General features: G+C 43.7%; 14 protein-coding genes. 9 read left to right on the top strand and 5 right to left on the bottom strand.

Annotated elements, in window-relative coordinates; genetic code table 11:
- Positions 1 to 202: 202 nt before the first annotated feature.
- From CH376_RS09300 to CH376_RS09285, 4 genes are read left to right on the top strand one after another with little or no spacing between them, the layout of a single operon-like run.
- The gene (locus CH376_RS09300; RefSeq protein WP_100785585.1) at positions 203 to 1213 is read left to right on the top strand and encodes a sulfate ABC transporter substrate-binding protein; all 1011 of its coding nucleotides are present in this window, start codon (positions 203 to 205) and stop codon (positions 1211 to 1213) included.
- Positions 1214 to 1244: 31 nt separating this feature from the next.
- Positions 1245 to 2081 (top strand): sulfate ABC transporter permease subunit CysT, encoded by an 837-nt coding sequence (gene cysT / locus CH376_RS09295; RefSeq protein WP_165781749.1) that lies wholly within the window; start codon positions 1245 to 1247, stop codon positions 2079 to 2081.
- Positions 2078 to 2917: a sulfate ABC transporter permease subunit CysW gene (gene cysW / locus CH376_RS09290; RefSeq protein WP_100785586.1), complete on the top strand. Its 840-nt coding sequence runs from the start codon at positions 2078 to 2080 to the stop codon at positions 2915 to 2917. Before cysT ends, cysW begins: the two co-directional genes overlap by 4 nt.
- A gap of 2 nt (positions 2918 to 2919) precedes the next feature.
- Entirely contained in the window at positions 2920 to 3990 is a 1071-nt protein-coding gene (locus CH376_RS09285) for a sulfate/molybdate ABC transporter ATP-binding protein (protein WP_100785587.1), read from the top strand.
- A 188-nt stretch (positions 3991 to 4178) separates the two neighbouring features.
- Here CH376_RS09285 and CH376_RS09280 read toward each other — a convergent pair whose 3' ends face one another.
- From CH376_RS09280 to CH376_RS09265, 4 genes are all read right to left on the bottom strand, one after another.
- The gene (locus CH376_RS09280; RefSeq protein WP_100785588.1) at positions 4179 to 4859 is read right to left on the bottom strand and encodes an ABC transporter ATP-binding protein; all 681 of its coding nucleotides are present in this window, start codon (positions 4857 to 4859) and stop codon (positions 4179 to 4181) included.
- A 134-nt stretch (positions 4860 to 4993) separates the two neighbouring features.
- On the bottom strand, positions 4994 to 5749 hold the full coding sequence (gene modA / locus CH376_RS09275) for a molybdate ABC transporter substrate-binding protein (RefSeq protein WP_243394722.1): 756 nt from the start codon (positions 5747 to 5749) through the stop codon (positions 4994 to 4996).
- 31 nt (positions 5750 to 5780) lie between these two features.
- Positions 5781 to 6461: a molybdate ABC transporter permease subunit gene (gene modB, locus CH376_RS09270; protein ID WP_100785590.1), complete on the bottom strand. Its 681-nt coding sequence runs from the start codon at positions 6459 to 6461 to the stop codon at positions 5781 to 5783.
- 64 nt (positions 6462 to 6525) lie between these two features.
- Entirely contained in the window at positions 6526 to 7935 is a 1410-nt protein-coding gene (locus CH376_RS09265) for an OmpP1/FadL family transporter (RefSeq protein ID WP_100785591.1), read from the bottom strand.
- A 97-nt stretch (positions 7936 to 8032) separates the two neighbouring features.
- Here CH376_RS09265 and CH376_RS09260 point away from each other — a divergent pair, with 97 nt between their 5' ends.
- The 5 genes from CH376_RS09260 (at position 8033) to CH376_RS09240 (ending at position 17033) form a co-directional block, all read left to right on the top strand.
- Positions 8033 to 9151 (top strand): oxygenase MpaB family protein, encoded by a 1119-nt coding sequence (locus CH376_RS09260; RefSeq protein WP_100785592.1) that lies wholly within the window; start codon positions 8033 to 8035, stop codon positions 9149 to 9151.
- A 4-nt stretch (positions 9152 to 9155) separates the two neighbouring features.
- Positions 9156 to 9821: a transmembrane-type terpene cyclase gene (locus tag CH376_RS09255; protein ID WP_100785593.1), complete on the top strand. Its 666-nt coding sequence runs from the start codon at positions 9156 to 9158 to the stop codon at positions 9819 to 9821.
- 3 nt (positions 9822 to 9824) lie between these two features.
- Entirely contained in the window at positions 9825 to 15113 is a 5289-nt protein-coding gene (locus tag CH376_RS09250) for a trifunctional serine/threonine-protein kinase/ATP-binding protein/SpoIIE family protein phosphatase (protein ID WP_100785594.1), read from the top strand.
- Positions 15114 to 15278: 165 nt separating this feature from the next.
- A complete protein-coding gene (gene pdxH, locus CH376_RS09245; RefSeq protein WP_100785595.1) occupies positions 15279 to 15923 on the top strand; it encodes a pyridoxamine 5'-phosphate oxidase in 645 nt (214 codons plus the stop codon).
- Between the two features lie 186 nt (positions 15924 to 16109).
- Positions 16110 to 17033, top strand: coding sequence for a DUF4349 domain-containing protein (locus CH376_RS09240; protein ID WP_100785596.1), 924 nt, complete (start codon positions 16110 to 16112; stop codon positions 17031 to 17033).
- Positions 17034 to 17408: 375 nt separating this feature from the next.
- On the opposite strand, the gene CH376_RS09235 is transcribed toward CH376_RS09240, so the two are convergent.
- Positions 17409 to 18614, bottom strand: coding sequence for a bifunctional 3,4-dihydroxy-2-butanone-4-phosphate synthase/GTP cyclohydrolase II (locus tag CH376_RS09235; RefSeq protein WP_100785597.1), 1206 nt, complete (start codon positions 18612 to 18614; stop codon positions 17409 to 17411).
- Positions 18615 to 18664 lie beyond the last annotated feature (50 nt).

Below are 18664 nucleotides of genomic sequence, written 5' to 3'. Positions count from 1 at the left end.
CTGGCTTCTCTTTGTTCGCTTTCCCTATTTTCGAGGTTTTCAATTACTCAAAGAATCCTCCCCAAGGACTGAAACGCAAAAAGTCTACAAAGAATACAAAATTCTTTACTTCCAAGCAGTCTTTATAATTATTGGGAACAAATATCTAATAAATTAGATATTTGTTCACTTTGTTGTAGAAAACAATCCAGGAACGATCAGAATGAACTCAAAATTAGCAAAACTCATCCTTACCACCATTCTCTTTTTTATAGGTTCTTCCGGCCTACTTTCCCAAACAAAACTCTTAAACGTTTCCTACGATCCGACACGGGAACTCTATTCTCAAATCAACAAACTCTTCGTCTCTCACTGGAAAAAACAAACCGGAGAAGACTTGGTCGTCAATCAGTCTCACGGAGGTTCGGGCAAACAAGCCCGAGCCGTAATCGACGGACTAGAGGCGGACGTAGTAACTTTAGCTCTTGCCCAGGACATCGAAGCCATCGCGGAAAAATCGAAATTGCTTTCGACCGATTGGGAGAATCTGCTTCCGCACCAAAGTTCTCCTTATACTTCTGCGATCGTCCTCTTGGTAAGAAAAGGAAATCCGAAGAATATCAAGGACTGGGACGATCTCGTAAAACCGGGAATCGGAGTCGTAACCCCTAACCCGAAAACCGGCGGAGGCGCGAGATGGAATTACCTCGCGGCATGGGGTTTCGCCAAAGGAAAATACGGTTCCGATGAAAAGGCAAAAGAATTCGTAAAGAATCTCTATAAAAACGTGCTCGTTTTGGATTCGGGTGCGAGAGGTTCTCTGACCACATTTGTTCAAAGAGGAATCGGAGACGTGCTGATCTCTTGGGAGAATGAAGCGCACCTCGCTCTGAAAGAGACGGCGAACCAACCCAATTCTCAAGTTGAAATCATATTTCCGTCGGTCAGCATTTTGGCGGAACCTTCCGTCGCGGTCGTTACGAAAAACGCGGAGAAACACGGGACTCTCAAGGTTGCGGAGAATTATCTAAAATTCTTATATACTCCCGAAGGACAGGAAGTAATCGCAAAAAACTACTATCGTCCCGCGGATACGAAGGTCCTGGCAAAGTATAAAAGTACATTCAAAAATTTGAAACTATTTACGATCAGAGACGTGGAAGGTTCTTGGAAAAAAGCCCAGGAAAAACATTTCGCCGAAGGCGGAATCTTCGATCAGGTTTACTCGAAATAAATCGAAACAGAATTTGTAAAAGAGAAATCAATTGTCCATTTTGAAAGTAAGAACCAGACCCTACGGGAAGTCGGCCTTTGGAATCAGCCTCGGTCTGACCGTGACCTACTTGAGTTTGTTGGTCGTCATTCCGTTAGGCGCTCTTTTTCTAAAAAGCACGGGCATCGGCTGGGGAGGTTTTTGGAAACTTCTTACGAATGAAAGAATTCTTTCGGCTCTTTATTTGAGCTTCGGCGCCGGAGCGATCGCGGCCCTTGTAAATTTATTTATAGGTTTTTTATTCGCGTGGGTCCTTGTCCGTTACGAGTTTCCGGGAAAGTCGTTATTGGATTCTCTAGTCGATCTTCCTTTCACCCTGCCGACCGCGGTCGCCGGAATCGCGTTAACCACCATTTACACGAAGAACGGAATCATCGGAAAACTCTTGGATCCTTACGGAATCAAAATCGCCTATACTCCGATCGGAATCGTGATCGCTCTCGTATTCATCGGATTTCCTTTTGTGGTGAGGACCGTGCAGCCGGTCCTGGAAGAATTTCCGAAAGAACTGGAAGAATCAGCGTATTGTCTGGGGGCGAATCGCTGGCAAATTTTTAGAAGGATCATCTTTCCAGAGCTCATTCCTCCGATGATTACCGGCGCTGCGATGGCTTTTGCGAGAGGAATCGGAGAATACGGATCGGTCGTTTTTATCTCGGGAAACCTTCCTGGTAAAACCGAAATTCTCCCTTTACTCATCGTGACCAAACTCGAACAATACGAATACGAAGAAGCAACCGGGATCGCATTCATCATGCTCGTGATCTCCTTTAGCATATTATTAGGTATTAATATTATTCAAACGTTATCCGCAAGGAGAAAGGGATGAGACAAGAATCCTTATTTGCACGAAGCATCCTCATCGGATTGGTATTTTTATTCACAGGTTTGATCTTGCTACTTCCGATCTACACGGTTTTTCACGAAGCCTTTTCGAAAGGGGTCGGCGCTTATCTGGAAGGAATTCAGGAACCCGATACCATTTCGGCTTTCAAGCTGACGTTATTGGTCGTTGCGATCGCAGTGCCATTGAATACCGTTTTCGGAATTTTGTCTTCCTTTGCGGTGACTCGATTCGATTTTCCCGGAAAGAGTTGGCTTTTGACGATCATCGATTCTCCGTTTTCTGTTTCTCCCGTGATCTCCGGTCTGATCTTTATTCTTCTTTTTGGAAGACAGGGTTGGTTCGGACCTTGGCTGGAAAAGATGGACATCAAGATCGTTTTTAATACCCCCGGACTTGTGCTCGCGACGGTGTTCATCACGCTCCCATTCGTCACGAGAGAACTCACCCCGATCTTGGAATCGCAAGGTATAGAAGAGGAAGAAGCGGGTTTGTTGCTCGGCGCGTCCACTCTTAAGGTCTTCTTTAAGATCGTAGTCCCCGGAATCAAATACGGACTGTTATACGGAATCATTCTTTGCAACGCAAGAGCTATGGGAGAATTCGGAGCCGTTTCCGTTTTATCGGGACATATACGCGGACAAACGAACACATTGCCTCTACAGATAGAAGTGCTCTATAACGAATACAACTCGGTCGCGGCTTTTTCGGCCGCTTCTTTGCTCGTATTCTTATCCCTAATCACGCTTGTGGCAAAACAGATCTTGGAAAGAAAACTCAAGGTAACAAAAAAAGAAACATCGCTCCAAGAGGAGGTATAGTCATGGGAATCGAAGTTAAGAATATCGTAAAACGCTTCGGGAACTTTACCGCAATCGACAACTTGTCTTTAGAAGTTCCTTCCGGAGAATTGGTCGCGCTCTTAGGACCGTCCGGCTCCGGTAAGACCACTCTTCTCAGAATCATAGCAGGACTGGAAGAAGCCGATTCCGGCGAAGTGATCTTCGAAGGACAAGAAGTGGGAAAAAAGAACGCGAAGGACAGAGGGGTCGGCTTTGTGTTTCAACACTACGCGCTCTTTCGTCACATGACCATCTTTGAAAACATCGCCTTCGGTCTCGAAGTCAGAAAAAGATCGGAAAGGCCGAACAAGGAAGCGATCAGAGAAAAAGTGATGAGTCTTCTGAAACTCGTTCAGTTGGAGAATTTCCACGACCGTTATCCCGCCGAATTGTCCGGAGGACAAAGACAAAGAATCGCACTGGCAAGGGCTCTCGCGATCGAACCTCGTTTTTTACTGTTAGACGAACCGTTCGGCGCTCTCGACTCCAAAGTAAGAAAGGAACTCAGGAACTGGCTTAGACGTCTTCACGATGAAATTCATATCACGAGTGTGTTCGTGACCCACGATCAGGAAGAAGCCCTGGAAGTTTCGGATAAGGTAGTGATCTTACGTTCCGGTAAAATAGAACAAGTCGGAACACCAGACGAGGTTTACAATCATCCTAAGAATTCTTTTGTGTTTCATTTTTTGGGAGACGTGAACCTATTTCACGGAAGAGTCCAAGGCGGGCAAACTCAACTCGGTGAAATCAAAGTCGATGCTCCGGAACACTCGGAGGTTGAAAACGCAAACGCGGTGGGTTACGTTCGTCCTTACGACGTTGAAATTTTAAGAAAAACGATCTCCGGTCAAACGATTCCAGCGGAGATTCAGTATATTCATTCTACCGGCCGAGTCGTAAAGGTGGATCTCAAACGTTTGGACACGGGAACCATGCTGGAATCCCAACTGAACTCTACCGAATTCCAACACCTCAACTTACTCCCCGGAGAGACAGTCCACATTCGTTTTAGAAAAGTAAAAGTTTACGTGGAAGATTATACGATTTAGAATCCACTGATTTCGAACTCTTGAGATCGCAAAAAAATGCGTTTTTTGCGTGAAAGAATTCTCCTTAAAAAACAATTACAACCGGTTCGGAATCCGATCCCAAACAAAATCGAATTTTATTTTCTCACAGAAAGGGCTTCCGGCCGAGCATTCAATCCATCGAAAGGTTTATTTTAGATTTTCACAACTTAAAAAGAATTCAATTTTTTGAATATTCTCCCGTTTTCAATCGTAATACTTTCTCCGGAAAAAAATGAAGAATCGTCCCGATCGTGAGAAACGATCAGAATCGGAATTCGATAGAGTTTCTGAATTTTTCTCAGTTCATTTCTCATCTTATCTTTCAACTCCGAATCGAGCGCGGCAAACGGCTCGTCCAAAAGCAAAATATCCGGGCGTTTCACGAGCGCTCTCGCAAGGGCCACTCTTTGTTTTTGGCCTCCGGAAAGATTCTTAGGATAACTTTCCGATAGGTTTCGTATTTCAAATAATTCTAATATTTCCTCGATTTTCTCCCTGTCCTGATTCCTGATTCGACTAAAAAAAAGTCTCCTCAAAGGAAATTCGATATTCTTTCTGACGGAAAGGTGGGGAAAAAGGGAATAACCTTGCGGAAGATAACCGATATTGCGTCTTTGCGCGGAAAGATCGACTTTTCGTTCTTCGTCAAAAAAAACGTTTTTATTCAGCGAAATTCTTCCGAGATCCGGACGGATCAAACCGGCGATCGTTTTCAATGTGAGTGACTTTCCCGCACCGGAAGGTCCGCAGATCAGTAAAAAATCTTTCTGAAAAGAAAATTCCAAGTCGAGAAAGAACTTACGTTTCCGATCCCATAACGTTTTTTGAATCTTTATTTCGAGAGACATTCCGCGGAACCGTTAACGATTTTTAATTAGCGAGTCTTTTAAGGAAAAACGCACGTATTCTTGATCCGATTCAAATCCGAACCGAAGACGGATCATTGAAGCGTCACTTTCATTCGGATACTTCGTTTCGTAAGTCATGGAAGGTTCGATTCTACTTTCGCAAAACGAAACTTCTCGAAAATATTCCGAGCCTCGGAAGAATTCAAAAATTCAACAAAAAGCCTGGACTCTTTCGGCAATTCGGTTTTTGAAACGATCACAATCGGATAAAGAATCGGTTTTGTTTTTAGATCGTCGACGACGATTCGGACTTTATTTTGCATAAGAGCGGCGTCCGTCCTATAAACAAAACCGGCGTCGACCTCTCCCCTTGCGACGTAGTCGAGTACCTGCCTCACATTTTCACCGGGAATGAATTTATTCTCCAGACTTTTGTAAAGCCCCTCTTTTTCTAATACTTCCTTTGCATATCTTCCCGCCGGAACAGTCGCGGGATTTCCGATCGCAATTCTTTGAACAAAATTTTCCTTGAGTTCGGCAAGAAAACGAATCTTCGCAGTTTCGGCGGGTGCGATCAGAACCAATCTGTTTCTTACGAAATTCTTCTTAGACTTCGGATCAAAGAGTTGCTTCTCCAATCCTTTCTCTAAGGTCTCCTGATCCGCGGAGGCGAAGATATCGGCCGGCGCTCCATTTTCAATCTGCTGAAGTAAAACTCCGGAAGCTCCGAAATTAAACAACACCTTTATTGAATGTTTCTTTTCGAATTCCTTTCCGATTTCAGTGAAAGCCTGAGTCAGACTGGATGCCGCAGAGACGATAAGTTGCCTTTCCCCTTCTCCGAAAATCGGAGACAACAAAAGAGAAAAGGAGATTAAAAAAACAATCATTATTTTTTGCATATTCTATTTACCTAATATTCTACCAATGAGATTTTTTAAAAAGTTTTGTGGAGGCGGTCAAAATGATCACGGAAAGAATCGAAGTCAAAACCACAAGATTGAACGCGACCGCGTCGTTTCCGGATTGAACCGCGTCGTATATCGCAAGGGAAAGGGTCTGCGTTCGTTCGGGAATATTTCCGGCGATCATAAGAGTCGCTCCGAATTCTCCCATACCCCTTGCATAGGCAAGCATTGCTCCGGCAAGAATTCCTCTCCAGGACAAAGGAAGAAGAATTTCCCAGAAGATGGCGAAATTTCCCTTTCCCAAAGTTTTCGCCGTGTCTTCCAAATCGGAATCGACGTCGTCCAAGGCGGCTCTCGCGGATCGGTATACCAGCGGAAAGGAAACTAAAACGGAGGCGATGACCGCGCCCGACCAATGAAACAAAACGCTAAAATGAAAATGATCGGAAATAAAGGATCCGACGATTCCTTTATTTCCCAAAAGAACCAAAAGATAATAACCGAGCACGGTCGGCGGCAAGACGAGCGGAAGAGTAAGAATCGAATCCACGAGCTCCTTTCCGAAAAATTCGGCTTTCGACAAAGTATATGCGCCTAACACACCGAAGACGGTGGCGACAAAAGTCGAAAGTGCGCTTACGCTCAAGGTCAATAATACCGGATATCGAATCGTTTCCCAATCGAGCGAAGCCATCGACGTATAGATAACTTCGTAGGGTCCACGGAGTCAACTAGAGAAGGACGAAACAAAAGATATCTTATTGAAATCGATACGAAGCTCCGAACAGGATCGCGGGAACGTCGGACTGTAAAGACTGAGAATAATTCAAAATCCGAATGTCGTTCGGGCCGAATACCGAATGTAACACCGACCAATCGTTTCCTTGCGAGGCCACGATCTTTCTGGAAAAGAGATAGTTGACCGCAAAATCGAAACTCCAGTTTCCCGAAAGAAAACTGATTCCAAGAGTAGCCAATTGCTGAACCATAATTCCGGCCTGCAACGCGCTCATCCCTTCCGATCGAACGACGCCCGTGTTGTAACGATAACCCGTACGATATGCAAAAGAATCCGTTTTATATTCAACGCCGATCGCACCGGCCCACGAATCGTGATAGGCGATATTTTGAGAAACCGTATTCGTTTTTCCGAATGCAGTCGGAAACCACGGATCCTCCAAGGTCTGTTTGAAGGATTGATCGTATGAATTGTAATTATAATAAAGAAAATCGATTCCAACCCTAAGATTCTCGTCTCCGAAAGAAAGGCCGATCCCGTGTTTTTCCGGAAGATTGAACGTCGCAGAAACTCCGGTCCTTCTATAATTGTTCGCGTTTCCGATTCCTACCTGCATTCCTCCGTCCAAAGGAAGAATATTTCTCGCCTGGTAAGAATAAGCGGCCTTGAACCAATCCGTAAAAGCGTAGGTAACGCCGAAAATGGCTCCAATAGAATAGGCGTTTCTGCTCCGGTAGTCGAAACCTTGTCCGGGAACCTCCAGCGTGTTTGTGATATCGTAAAATCGCTGATAGGCGATCTGCTTCGAATAGATCGCTTCGATTCCGAACCCGACGGAAAGATTTCCGAACTTGTAAGCCAAAGCGTTAGTCATCTTTACTACGTAGAACGTGGTGAGAAGGTCTTCTTTGATTTTTCTACTGTCCCCGATCGGACCGGGAATGTCGATTCCGGACCAATCCCGAAAAGATTGTCCGTTAGGCGTCACCCTGAGAATTCCATCGACTTGTCCGTTTCCTCCCCCCGGTATATAAACCCCGACCCCGTAGTTTAAGCGGTTTGTGATAGGAACGTTCAGACCAAAATAAGGTAAAGGCGCAAGAATATTATAATTTTGGGAATTTGAATACGCGTAATCGGGATTCGGATCCGAAAGTTGGTCCTTATAAGTGGATCGAATATAGGGAAGACCGATGCCGAACTCCAAACCGCCTCTCTGATTTTTTGTAAGATTTGCGGGATTGGTCGCGATATCCATAGGAGAACCGCCGATCGCGAGATTGACCCCGCCCATCCCCGCGTAGCGCGTATTATGCGAAGGTTGAAACAGACCGACCCCGAACAAAGAAGAAAAACCCATTAATAAAACGATACATACGAAAAGAAAGATTTTTGAATGTATTGGGAAATAAATTTTCGCTTTTTGCATTGGATAACTCTTTCTAATTTTAGAATTCTGGAAAGTTATTTTTCTTTTCACCGTTTAGCGAATGTGGAAACTTTGTGACTCAATTAAGGAAAGTTCAATGCAAAATTTTACGAAATACAGGACTCTGACCGATCCTTACGCGGATCGGATCGTAGAGGAATACTTTCTGTCCGGCGAAAAAGAAAAACTCAAAAGTCTAATACTGTTCGATACTCTCACAAAAAACTTCGCACCGATCCCTTCCGAACTTCCGGAATACTTCAAAGACTACTTTGAAAAAACGAGCGAATTACCGGAATGGGCCGATCGCCGGAAGATCGAACTCGCTGAAAAAATTTTCACTTCGTTCGGACCTCAGATTCTTATGATCCTTTGTTGTAAATCCCTGCCCATGAGTTATACCTGCGGCAACGGCGCCGAAGTGCTTGTTCATACGGGAAGATTGGTGGAACAGAACGGATCCACCGACAAAGTCTATCGAAGATTGATGGAAACGACTCAGTTCGTCGTAGCCGTTTTGCAAGAAGGAGGTTTATCTCCGAACGGCGACGGAATTCGAGTCGCTCAAAAAGTAAGACTCATGCACGCGTCCATACGCCGCTTCATAAAAGAATCAGGACAATGGAATTTAGAATGGGGGGAACCGATCAATCAGGAAGATATGGCCGGAACCTTGCAAGCGTTCTCCAGTCTGATCTTGGACGGCCTCGCGTTCTCGGGCGTCGAACTTTCCTCCGAACAAAAAAACGCGTTCATTCATCTTTGGAGAGTTGTGGGACATATCCTGGGAGTTCTACCGGAACTTTCGCCCGAAAAATACGAGGACGCTTATTCGATCGGCCTTGCGATCTTTCAAGAACAAAGAAGATCCTCCGAAAGCGGGAAAATTCTTGCCAAATCACTTTTGGATTTTATGGAATATATGTTGCCTGGAAATTTATTGGACGGAGTCCCTTTGTATTTTCTCCAGAGTTATTTGGGAAAAGAAAACTGTCTCATCTTGGGTTTGCCTTGGGAAGAGAAAGAAATCATAGGCGAGATTCTTGAAAAGATCATGATGGACTTCGATAAAACTCTCAGCAAAAACGATCATTTTCAAAAACTTGTTTCTCATTTTTCGTCGAAACTTATCCTCGGGATGGATCATTTTTACTACAAGGGTAAAAAAGCGAAATTCGAGATTCCTCCTTCTCTGAAGGGAAACTGGGGAGTGTAACACGATGGAATTCTGGCAAAAAATTCTTACCGATCCTTATTATCTCGGGAAATTCACGCCTCTTGAAAATTTCTTCTTATTTTTGGGAGTGATCCTCTGGGCTTACGTATATTACGCTTTGATAGCGGATTCCAATCGGAAACAATTTATTGAGATGCCGGTATTTATCGCATGCGGAAATATAATCTGGGAATTCCTCTGGGGTTTCGTAATCAAGGAGGACATGGGAATCGTTCTCAACTGGGGATATAAGATCGCTTTTGTACTGGATATTTTCATCTTTATCAACGTAATCCGATTCGGACAAAAACAATTCAGAACATCCATCAGTATTTTAGAATATAGACTTTTACTGTTAGTCTTGCTGATTTCTTGGGGAGCGCTGATCTACACCTATTATATCAATCGATACGACCTATTTACCGGATCCAATTCGGCATACATCTTAAATTTATTCATATCGGGAATGTATCCCGTTCTATTTTTGAGCATGGGGAATTCGAAATTATTCTCCTATCCGATCGCGTGGTGTAAGTTTTTAGGAACCGTATTTTTCACCGTGTTTTTGTTTTTATATTTTCCGAAGGAATACTTCGTCCTTTGCCTGGGAATTTTGGTTTTTATCGCGGACGCATATTACGTTTATATATTTTCCAAACGAAGAACTTAAACGATGTCTTTTCGAACGGAACCTAGGTCTTCTTCCTATCGGATACGGGAAATAATATTAGAAGACCATGTATCCACTATCTGCAGAGGGATTTTAGAGGAAGAATCCGATACGAAAATTCTTCGTATTCAAAAGGAGAAATTTAAAGAAGAGGATTCGTTCTACTTTCTGAACGAATACGAAATCGGAAAGCTGATCGAAAGCGATCAGATTCTGAAACCCAGTCGACTTTTAAGAATTCAAGATAAGTATTGCCTCGTCTACGAAAACATAGAATCGTCCTTACTCGGAGATCATCTAAAAAAAGTTAGCTCGCTTCCGATTCAGGAATTTCTTCAGATCGCGATTTCAATCACCGAAAACCTAGTCGCGCTTCATTCGAAGGGAATTCTTCACAACCAGATCAGCCCTAATTCTTTCTTTTACGATTCCAACTCGGGCAAGTCGAAGCTGGCTTGGCTCGGGTCTTCGTCCCTGCTCATCGGTGAAAAAGGAAATCTCGCCCCGCTTCAAATATCGCCCGCGTTACTCGCCTATTGTTCTCCCGAAAGGACAGGAAGAATGAACCGTACTGTCGATTTTCGATCCGACGGATATTCTCTCGGCGCGCTCTTTTATCAGATTCTTACCGGCAAACCTCCGTTCGAATCCAACGATCCGCTCGAGATCATACACTCTCATATCGCTAGGGTTCCCGTTCCGGTTCATTCCAAAAAAAAGGAAGTTCCGGTTCAGATTTCGAACCTAGTGATGAAACTTCTTTCCAAGATGCCGGAAGAACGTTATTTCGCTTTGGAAACTCTCTCCAACGATCTCAAAATTTTATACGACTCGATCCGTTCGAGCCAGAGCATTCTGGATTTCATTCCCGCTTCCGCCGAAAAAAAAGATAAATTTAGAATCACCGAAAAGTTATACGGAAGGGACAAGGAGAAGAAGATCATAGAGGATTCGATCGCCTCCATCTACGCCGGAGTTCGGGCCTCGATTCTTATCAAGGGAAGATCCGGAACGGGCAAAACATCTCTGGTGATGGATTCAATTTTTGCGACCGATTTCAACGCTTTGAGAATTTTTAAAGGCAAGTTCGACGAAGATAAAAAAGAAATCCCCTACTACGCGCTTAGACAAATCCTTGTCGAGCTTTCCAATCACCTTCTGACTCAATCCGAATATGAAATCCAGAGTTTACGAAAAGGGATCAGAGATACCTTGGGGGAAAACGTCGATCTTCTCGTTCAACTCATCCCTGAAATCAGGAATTTGATCGGAATATCCTCGGAATCGCCGGAGCCTCCGAGTCAAAAGGACGATCAGTTCTTATTCGTCGTGATTCTCCGGTTTCTTTCCATCTGTTTCAATCGGAGAAGTCCCGCCTTACTTGTGTTAGACGATATCCAATGGGCGGATCCGGCTTCCATAGCTCTTATCGAATTTTTCTCAAGACAAACGGATTGGGAGGGAATGCTTTTCGTATTCATCTGCAGAAACGACGAGGAAAACGAGGCTTTCTTGAATCAGTTTAGAAATAAATTGCTTAGTTCGGAAATTCTTTTGCAGGAAATTTCCTTAAAACCTCTCGATCGGAATATGATCCATAATTTCGTTTCCGACAGTTTGGATCTCGAGCGGGAAGACAGCGAAAAACTGACGGATATTCTTTACCAAAAAACGAACGGAAACCCGTTCTTCCTCAATCAATTCTTCAATACGTTATATACCGAATCCTTTATACAGTATCAGAAGGCTTCCGGAATCTGGAGTCTGGATTGGGACCGCATCATCAAAAAGACCGTAACTGAAAACGTTCTCGACCTTCTCACCGAAGAAATCAAAAGACTTCCGGAGGAAACACAAAGATTCTTAAAGGTCGCGGCTTGTATCGGAGGGCTTTTCGATCTGGGGACCCTTTTTCTTTATTTCCGCGACGCTCCGGAAATCATCGAAAGCGGAATTCGAGAATGTATCAAACGCGGCATCATCATCTTTCAAGAATCTCAGATAAGTCTTTATCCAATTCTTCAAATTCTAAAAAGCGGAACAGAAGAGGAAAGATCTCAAGATTCGGTCTTCGAGGAAATCACATTCCGATTTTCTCATGATAAGATCAACCAAGTGATCGGAGAATCGATCGCTCAGAAAGACAGATCGGAGATTCATAAAAGTTTGGCTTGGATTCTCATCGACCGCGATCGAAAATCTTCCAAACAGGAAAGAATTCCGGAAATCGCAAATCATCTGATCCGAGCTCAGAAAATTATCGACTCAAAAGAAGAAGTCGACGTATTTGTCCACTACATCCTTCTCGCCGGAAATGCGGCGAAACTTTCAGCGGCGTTTAACACCGCTTATTCGCTATTCTCCCTTCTCAAAAAAAGGATAACGGAAGAATCTTGGATCGAAAAAAAAGATCGAACGGTTCAGATTTATAAATCCCTTGCGGAGTCCGCCTACTTCCTTTCCAAAACTTCCGAAGCGGAAGCGGTAGTTCAGGTTTTATTGGATCATTTAAACGACCGGATCGAAATCGCGGACGTTCGTCTGATGCAATTGGAAGTCATGAACATCAAGAACGATCTCGAAGGAGCGTATAAGATCGGAATCAAAGCGCTTCAATCCATGGGCGAAGACTTTCCCGAAAAACCCGGAATTCTGATTCTCCTTTTTGAATTTTTGAAGATGGTATATTTTCAGAGAGGAAGAAGTCCCGAGGTCTTGGAAAAGGCGAAGAAAAATCTGAATCCGTATAAGATCGAAGTGATCAACATTCTCACGAACATGTTGAACTATGGCAAACACTTCGATAGCAAACTTTTCGTATTCTTATTTTTGAAACTGATGAACATCACCCTCAAAGAAGGAAATTCTTCCGTGAGTTTTTTCGGTTACGCCGGCTTCGGTTCCCTCGTTTTCGCGGTGACTGGTAACTTTCAGACCTCGCTTCGTTATTGGAGATTAGGAGAACGAATCCTGGAAATTTTTCCTTCGGATCGTTTAAAAGGGAGATTTTTACTGGGGAAAAACATGCTCCTGGATTATTTCCAGAATCCGTTTTCAAAACTTGTCTTATTAGCGGAAGACGCTTATCAAAAGAGTATCCAATACGGAGATTATCTTTGGGCGGCGTTTTCGCTCATTTCACATTCGATATATCAATTGTATCATTCCGAAAATTCGGAAAGTTATCGTGAAATTCTCACCAAGGACGCGAAACGAGGCGAAAGTCTAAACTACGAAATCATCCACGTAGTTCTTGCTAGTTCCGATTATTTTATCCGAAGGTTGGAAACCGAAAATCCGAAAGCCGTTTATAAGGACGAGAATGTTTCCCTGGAAACCTTCGAGGATAAAATCCTCGTTCCTTGCGGCAATGGAACCGCCTTCGCTTGGTACGCGGTTTTAAGAGGAAAAGAAACCTATCTTCACGGAGAATGGGAGCAAGGTTTGAAGATCTTTGCAAGGTTCAAAGAGGATTTGGAAAGATCAAGAACCATCTTTATCTATTCCGAATATAGGTTCTACAGATCCTTACATTTGATCCGTTCGTTTCAAAACGGGAAAAAAATATCCTGGGCCGACCGTTTGTTTTTGCGGGGTTCCGTTTCCCTTTTCAAAACCTGGTCCAAAGTTTACCCGGTCAATTTTATGGCGCAATACTATATTCTAAAAGCAGAATATTCAGTTTTTAAGGGAAACTTCAAAAGGGCGGAATCCTTCTTTGAAAAATCAATTCTTTCCCTTTCCAAATCCGAAAACAATCTGAGAAAGGCGATCGTAAACGAACACGCCGGACTCTGGGAAATTTCCAGGGGAAGAAAACAATACGGAAACTATCTCTTAAAGGTCGCACAAAAACAATATCGTTCCTGGGGTGCGGTAAAAAAAGCGGATCTTATCCAGGCAAAACGGGATCAACTCGACGACGAAACCGAATTCTTATTGCATACGAGAGAAGAAACCTTGTTGGATACGATTTTGAAGTCTGCGGAAAATCTGGATCTGAGGAGCGTGCTCAAATCTTCTCAATCCATTTCTGGAATCATAGAACAGGACGAGCTCCTAAAAAAATTGATGCGAACCATCATGGAAAACGCCGGCGCCACGAGAGGGTTTTTGATTCTTCCCAGACACAACGGACTCTACGTGGAAACAGGACAGGACATCGAAGAATCGGAGAACATCCTTCCCGAACCGTTAGCGTTAGACGCCTCCGCCGAACTTCTTCCGGTCGAACTCGTTTACTATTGTTATCGTTCCGGTCAGAGAATCCTTTTGGGAAACGCATCGAAAGAATCCCTGTATTCTCTCAATTCTTATATCGCGATTCAACAACCGAAATCTCTCCTTTGTCTTCCGATCACAAAACAGGGGAAAATTCTGAGCGTTCTTTATCTGGAGAATCGCCTCACATACGGAGTTTTCGACGAACATAGATTGGAGATTCTCGAGATCCTTTCCTCTCAAGCGGCGATTTCATTAGAAAATGCTAAACTATACGAGGACATCACGCGTTTGAATTCAGAGTTGGAAAAAAAAGTGGAATCAAGAACTCAGGAATTGATGCAATCCTTAAAGATCATCCGAAAGGATCTTCTCTATTCCAAAAAAATTCAGAGGAGCATTCTTCCGGAACATCCCGTACTCGCTGGTATTTTATATTCCGTTTCCTATCAGCCGATGGACGAGGTCGGCGGAGATTTTTACGATCTATTCGAATTGAAACCCGGAGTTTACCGTTTTTTTGTGGCCGATGCGACGGGCCACGGAGTTCAAGCGGCGCTCATAACAATGGCGATCAAAAGCGAATACGAACATTTGAAAAAAGTCCATAAATCCCCGGCGGATCTTTTGAAAGAATTGAACTTTGTGATTCTTGAAAAGTTCAAAACTCTTTATCTCACTTGTATCGTAGCCGACATCAACGTGAAGACTCATACTCTGGAATATTCCTCCGCGGGACATCCCGCACAAATTCTTTCCAGAAACGGAAACTTCGAGTTGATGCACAAAACGGGGGCGATCTTGGGTTTGAAAAAAGACTACGAATATTATTCCGAAAAAATAAAGATCCGAACGGGAGATAGAATTTTTCTTTTTACGGACGGGATCTACGAACAATTCAATTCCGGAAAAAGCGAATACGGGGAAACCCGTTTTTTGGGATCGATCCGTTCTTCGGATCTATCAACACCCGAAATTCAACTTTCAAAAATTCAGAACGATCTCGACGAATTCTTACAAGGTTCCCCGATCCAGGACGATCTAACCCTCATCGTAATCGAAATTCTTTAATCTTAGAATCCGAATTTTTGGATCGGGACTTATGTTTTTCGTTTAACAATTTTTATTAAAGGAAATATTCCTTAACGAACAGTAAAGAATTCCTAAAAATGAAATTCGGAATTCTAATTTTTACTTTTACTTTTCACGCGAGAATACTTTTTGAAGTTAAGAACTATGACCTCAAAAATCGCTGACATTCGAAACAGTTACACTCGTTCTTCTTTGGAGATCGCCGATACCGGAGACGACCCTGTCGTATTCTTTCAAAAATGGTTTCAAGAAGCCGTCTTATCCGAAGTTTTCGAAGTCAACGCGATGACATTGGCGACCGCGTCGAAGGACGGGAAACCGGACGCAAGGACCGTTCTTTTAAAGGGAATCGCGGAAAATGCCTTTCTGTTCTTTACGAATTATGAGAGCAGAAAGGGAAAAGAATTGGATGAAAATCCGAGAGCCTGTCTCGTTTTCTTTTGGCCGGAACTGGAACGCCAGATTCGAATCGAAGGAAACGTGAAAAAAATTTCCAAAGAAGAATCGGAAGAATACTTTCACTCGAGACCGAGAGAATCTCAGATCGGCGCGCACTCTTCGCCTCAAAGTCAAGTGATTCCGGATCGGAAATTTTTAGAAGAGCGATTTCAAAAATTCTCATCACAATTCGAGGGAAAGGAAGTGGAACTTCCGGATCACTGGGGCGGTTATGCGGTTACTCCGGAAAGAATCGAGTTCTGGCAAGGAAGAGCGAGCAGACTTCACGACCGAATCGTATTTGAAAAGAATCCCGATTCTTCTTGGAAAAAGTTCAGAGTCGCTCCTTAACTCGAGTCGCTCCTTAACTCGAGTCGTTCCTTCCTTTTGATTGGAAGTTCATTCCCTCCGATCGTATAAGAAAAAGCTTATCGATTCATTCTGTTTTAAGGTTGCAATTGGAACCTTTTAAGGGAAAATTTCGGTCCTTTCGTATGTTAAAGAATTTGAAAGCACTTCGAATCCGGAGAAATAACCTTGAAAAAAACGATTTTATTCTTACTCGCGCTTTGTATCGCCGCGTTTGTCGCCTGCGGTAAAAAGAAAGATTCCAACGCCGAAGGTAGTTCGGGTGAAACCGAAAAAACCGCGATGAGAAGCGCCGATGTTTCCGGACAACTGGGTTCGCCCATGCCGCCTTCCGAAGACGCAAAAAAAGTCTCGAGTGAAAAGGAAGAAAGAAATCTCAAGGATACGTTCGATAAAACCGACGATCAGCTTGGAAAAGTTTTCGCGCCGATCTCTGCTTCCACCGAAAGGTTATTGGAATATAACATTCAACTTTCTTATACTTGTACGGATCTGGTTAAGACTAGAAAGGAACTCTTGGACTACATCGCAAAATACGGATACTTAGAAAGCAGCTCCGCGATCAATTCCAAAACTCCGTATATGAGCGTACGGATGCACGTTCGTTCAGCGAAATTATACGAAGCGCTTTTGGATCTAGACAAACTCGGGGTTTTGATCTCGGAAGACATATCGACGATCGATCACACCGAAGGAATGGTCTGGCAGAAACGGAAAACGACGCGCGAAAAGATCCGTCTTTCGAGAAGAAACAATGCCAATCAGCAAATAGGCGCGGCTTCAAAAAACTGGGAAGTGATCGAAGAATCGATCGAGAGAAGCGAGGACGAATTGGATCTCGCGGAACAAGAAACTTGGAAGATCAAAGACAGAGTAAGCTGGGCGACGATCGCCGTGAACTTCGGAACACCCGCTCCTCCGGATGCGATTGAAGTTCCCGAATACAGAAACGCATTTGTCGGAATCTTAAACGCCTTTTTACAACTGAGTTACTATTTGTTATGGATTCTTCCTTTTGCGATCATCGCGAGCGTTCTTGTTTATTACGGGGGAATTTTGTTTCAAAATTTGAGAAAAAAGTTCAGGAAGTAGATAAGAATTTAGAACCACTAAAATGAGAAGATTGTCGGAACTCCGACGTCTTTTTCCGTGAAAGTCTCGCGGCGCCCCGCCCTGATTTTGGGTGGCGGGGTGGGTGGTGGAAAAGCTCCGGGTGGTTTTGCTCTATCAGAAAATCAAGATTTTTGCAAGTAAAAAGTTTTGGGTGTGGGAACTCCTATAAAAAGTCCCATCCGAACCTGTGTTGATTCCAAATCCTTCTTCCAACATTCTCTGTAAAGTTCATTCTGATCTTAATGGTGTGAAAACCTCGGGCAGGCATCACTTCCGTCGGAAAATTCTAATTAAATTAAAAATAATCTATATCACAAACCCTTGTCGGAACTCCAACAAACCCTTTCTAAGAGTTCAACCTAAACCTAATATATGCCCCAACTTCAATTTTTTTGTCAGCAGATAACCGTGATTATCCGAACCGGGTTGAATTTCGATCGGGATTCTTTCCACAACTTCGAGGCCGTAACCTTCCAACCCTACGATCTTTCTCGGATTGTTGGTGAGAATTTTCATCTTCCCGATTCCGATTTCTCTCAGGATTTGCGCGCCGATTCCGTAGTCCCTCAAATCCGGCGCAAAGCCGAGTTTTTCGTTCGCTTCCACCGTATCATATCCCTTATCTTGAATATTATAAGCCTTTAATTTATTGATCAGACCGATTCCGCGTCCTTCCTGTCTCATATAAAGAAGAACACCTCTACCTTCTTTGGCGATCATTTCCAATGAAGCGTGAAGTTGAGGACCGCAGTCGCAGCGATTGCTCGAGAAAATATCTCCCGTCAAACATTCGCTGTGAACGCGAACCATCGCTGTCTCTTCTTTTTTGATTTCCCCTTTGATCAACGCAACGTGAATCTTATCGTCGATCAAAGTCGAATAAGCTCGGATCGTAAATTCTCCGTATTCGGTCGGAAGTTTGGATTCCACTTCCAAACGGATCAGATTCTCTTTTGCCCTTCTATACCGGATAAGATCTTCGATCGTATAAATATTGAGCCCGTGTTTTTCCGCAAATTTTTCCAAGTCCGGAAGACGAGCCATCGTTCCGTCGTCGTTCATGATCTCACAAATCACGCCCGCGGGATAAAGTCCGGAAAGTTTTGAAAGGTCCACTGCGGCTTCCGTATGCCCCGCCCTTCTCAAGACGCCGCCTGGGACCGCTTGCAAAGGAAACAAATGACCGGGTCTCGCCAAATCTCCCGCGACCGTTTTTTCGTCCAACAACGCTTGGACCGTAATCGCTCTATCTTGAGCCGAAATTCCCGTTGAGGTGCCGTGTTTTGCGTCCACAGAAACCGTAAATGCGGTTCCGTGTTTATCCCCCAGAGAATAATCATCCACCATCCGATTGAGGCCGATCTTCTTCAATCTCTCGCCTTCCATCGGCATACAGATCAACCCTCGACCATAGGTTGCCATAAAGTTGATCTTTTCCTTATCCGCAAATTCGGCCGCGACTACGAGATCTCCCTCGTTTTCCCTATCTTCGGAATCCACAAGAATGATCATTCTTCCGGATTTGATTTCTTCGATTGCGTTCTCAATGGGTTTGATCATAGCTCTTAGTTACCATCTCTTCTATTGGACTGAAATTTGGCTACAGAAAC

The organism is Leptospira adleri, from assembly GCF_002811985.1.
Taxonomy (GTDB): domain Bacteria; phylum Spirochaetota; class Leptospiria; order Leptospirales; family Leptospiraceae; genus Leptospira; species Leptospira adleri.
Note: the sequence above shows the minus strand (reverse complement) of the source record. Positions and strands in the feature narration are given on the sequence as shown.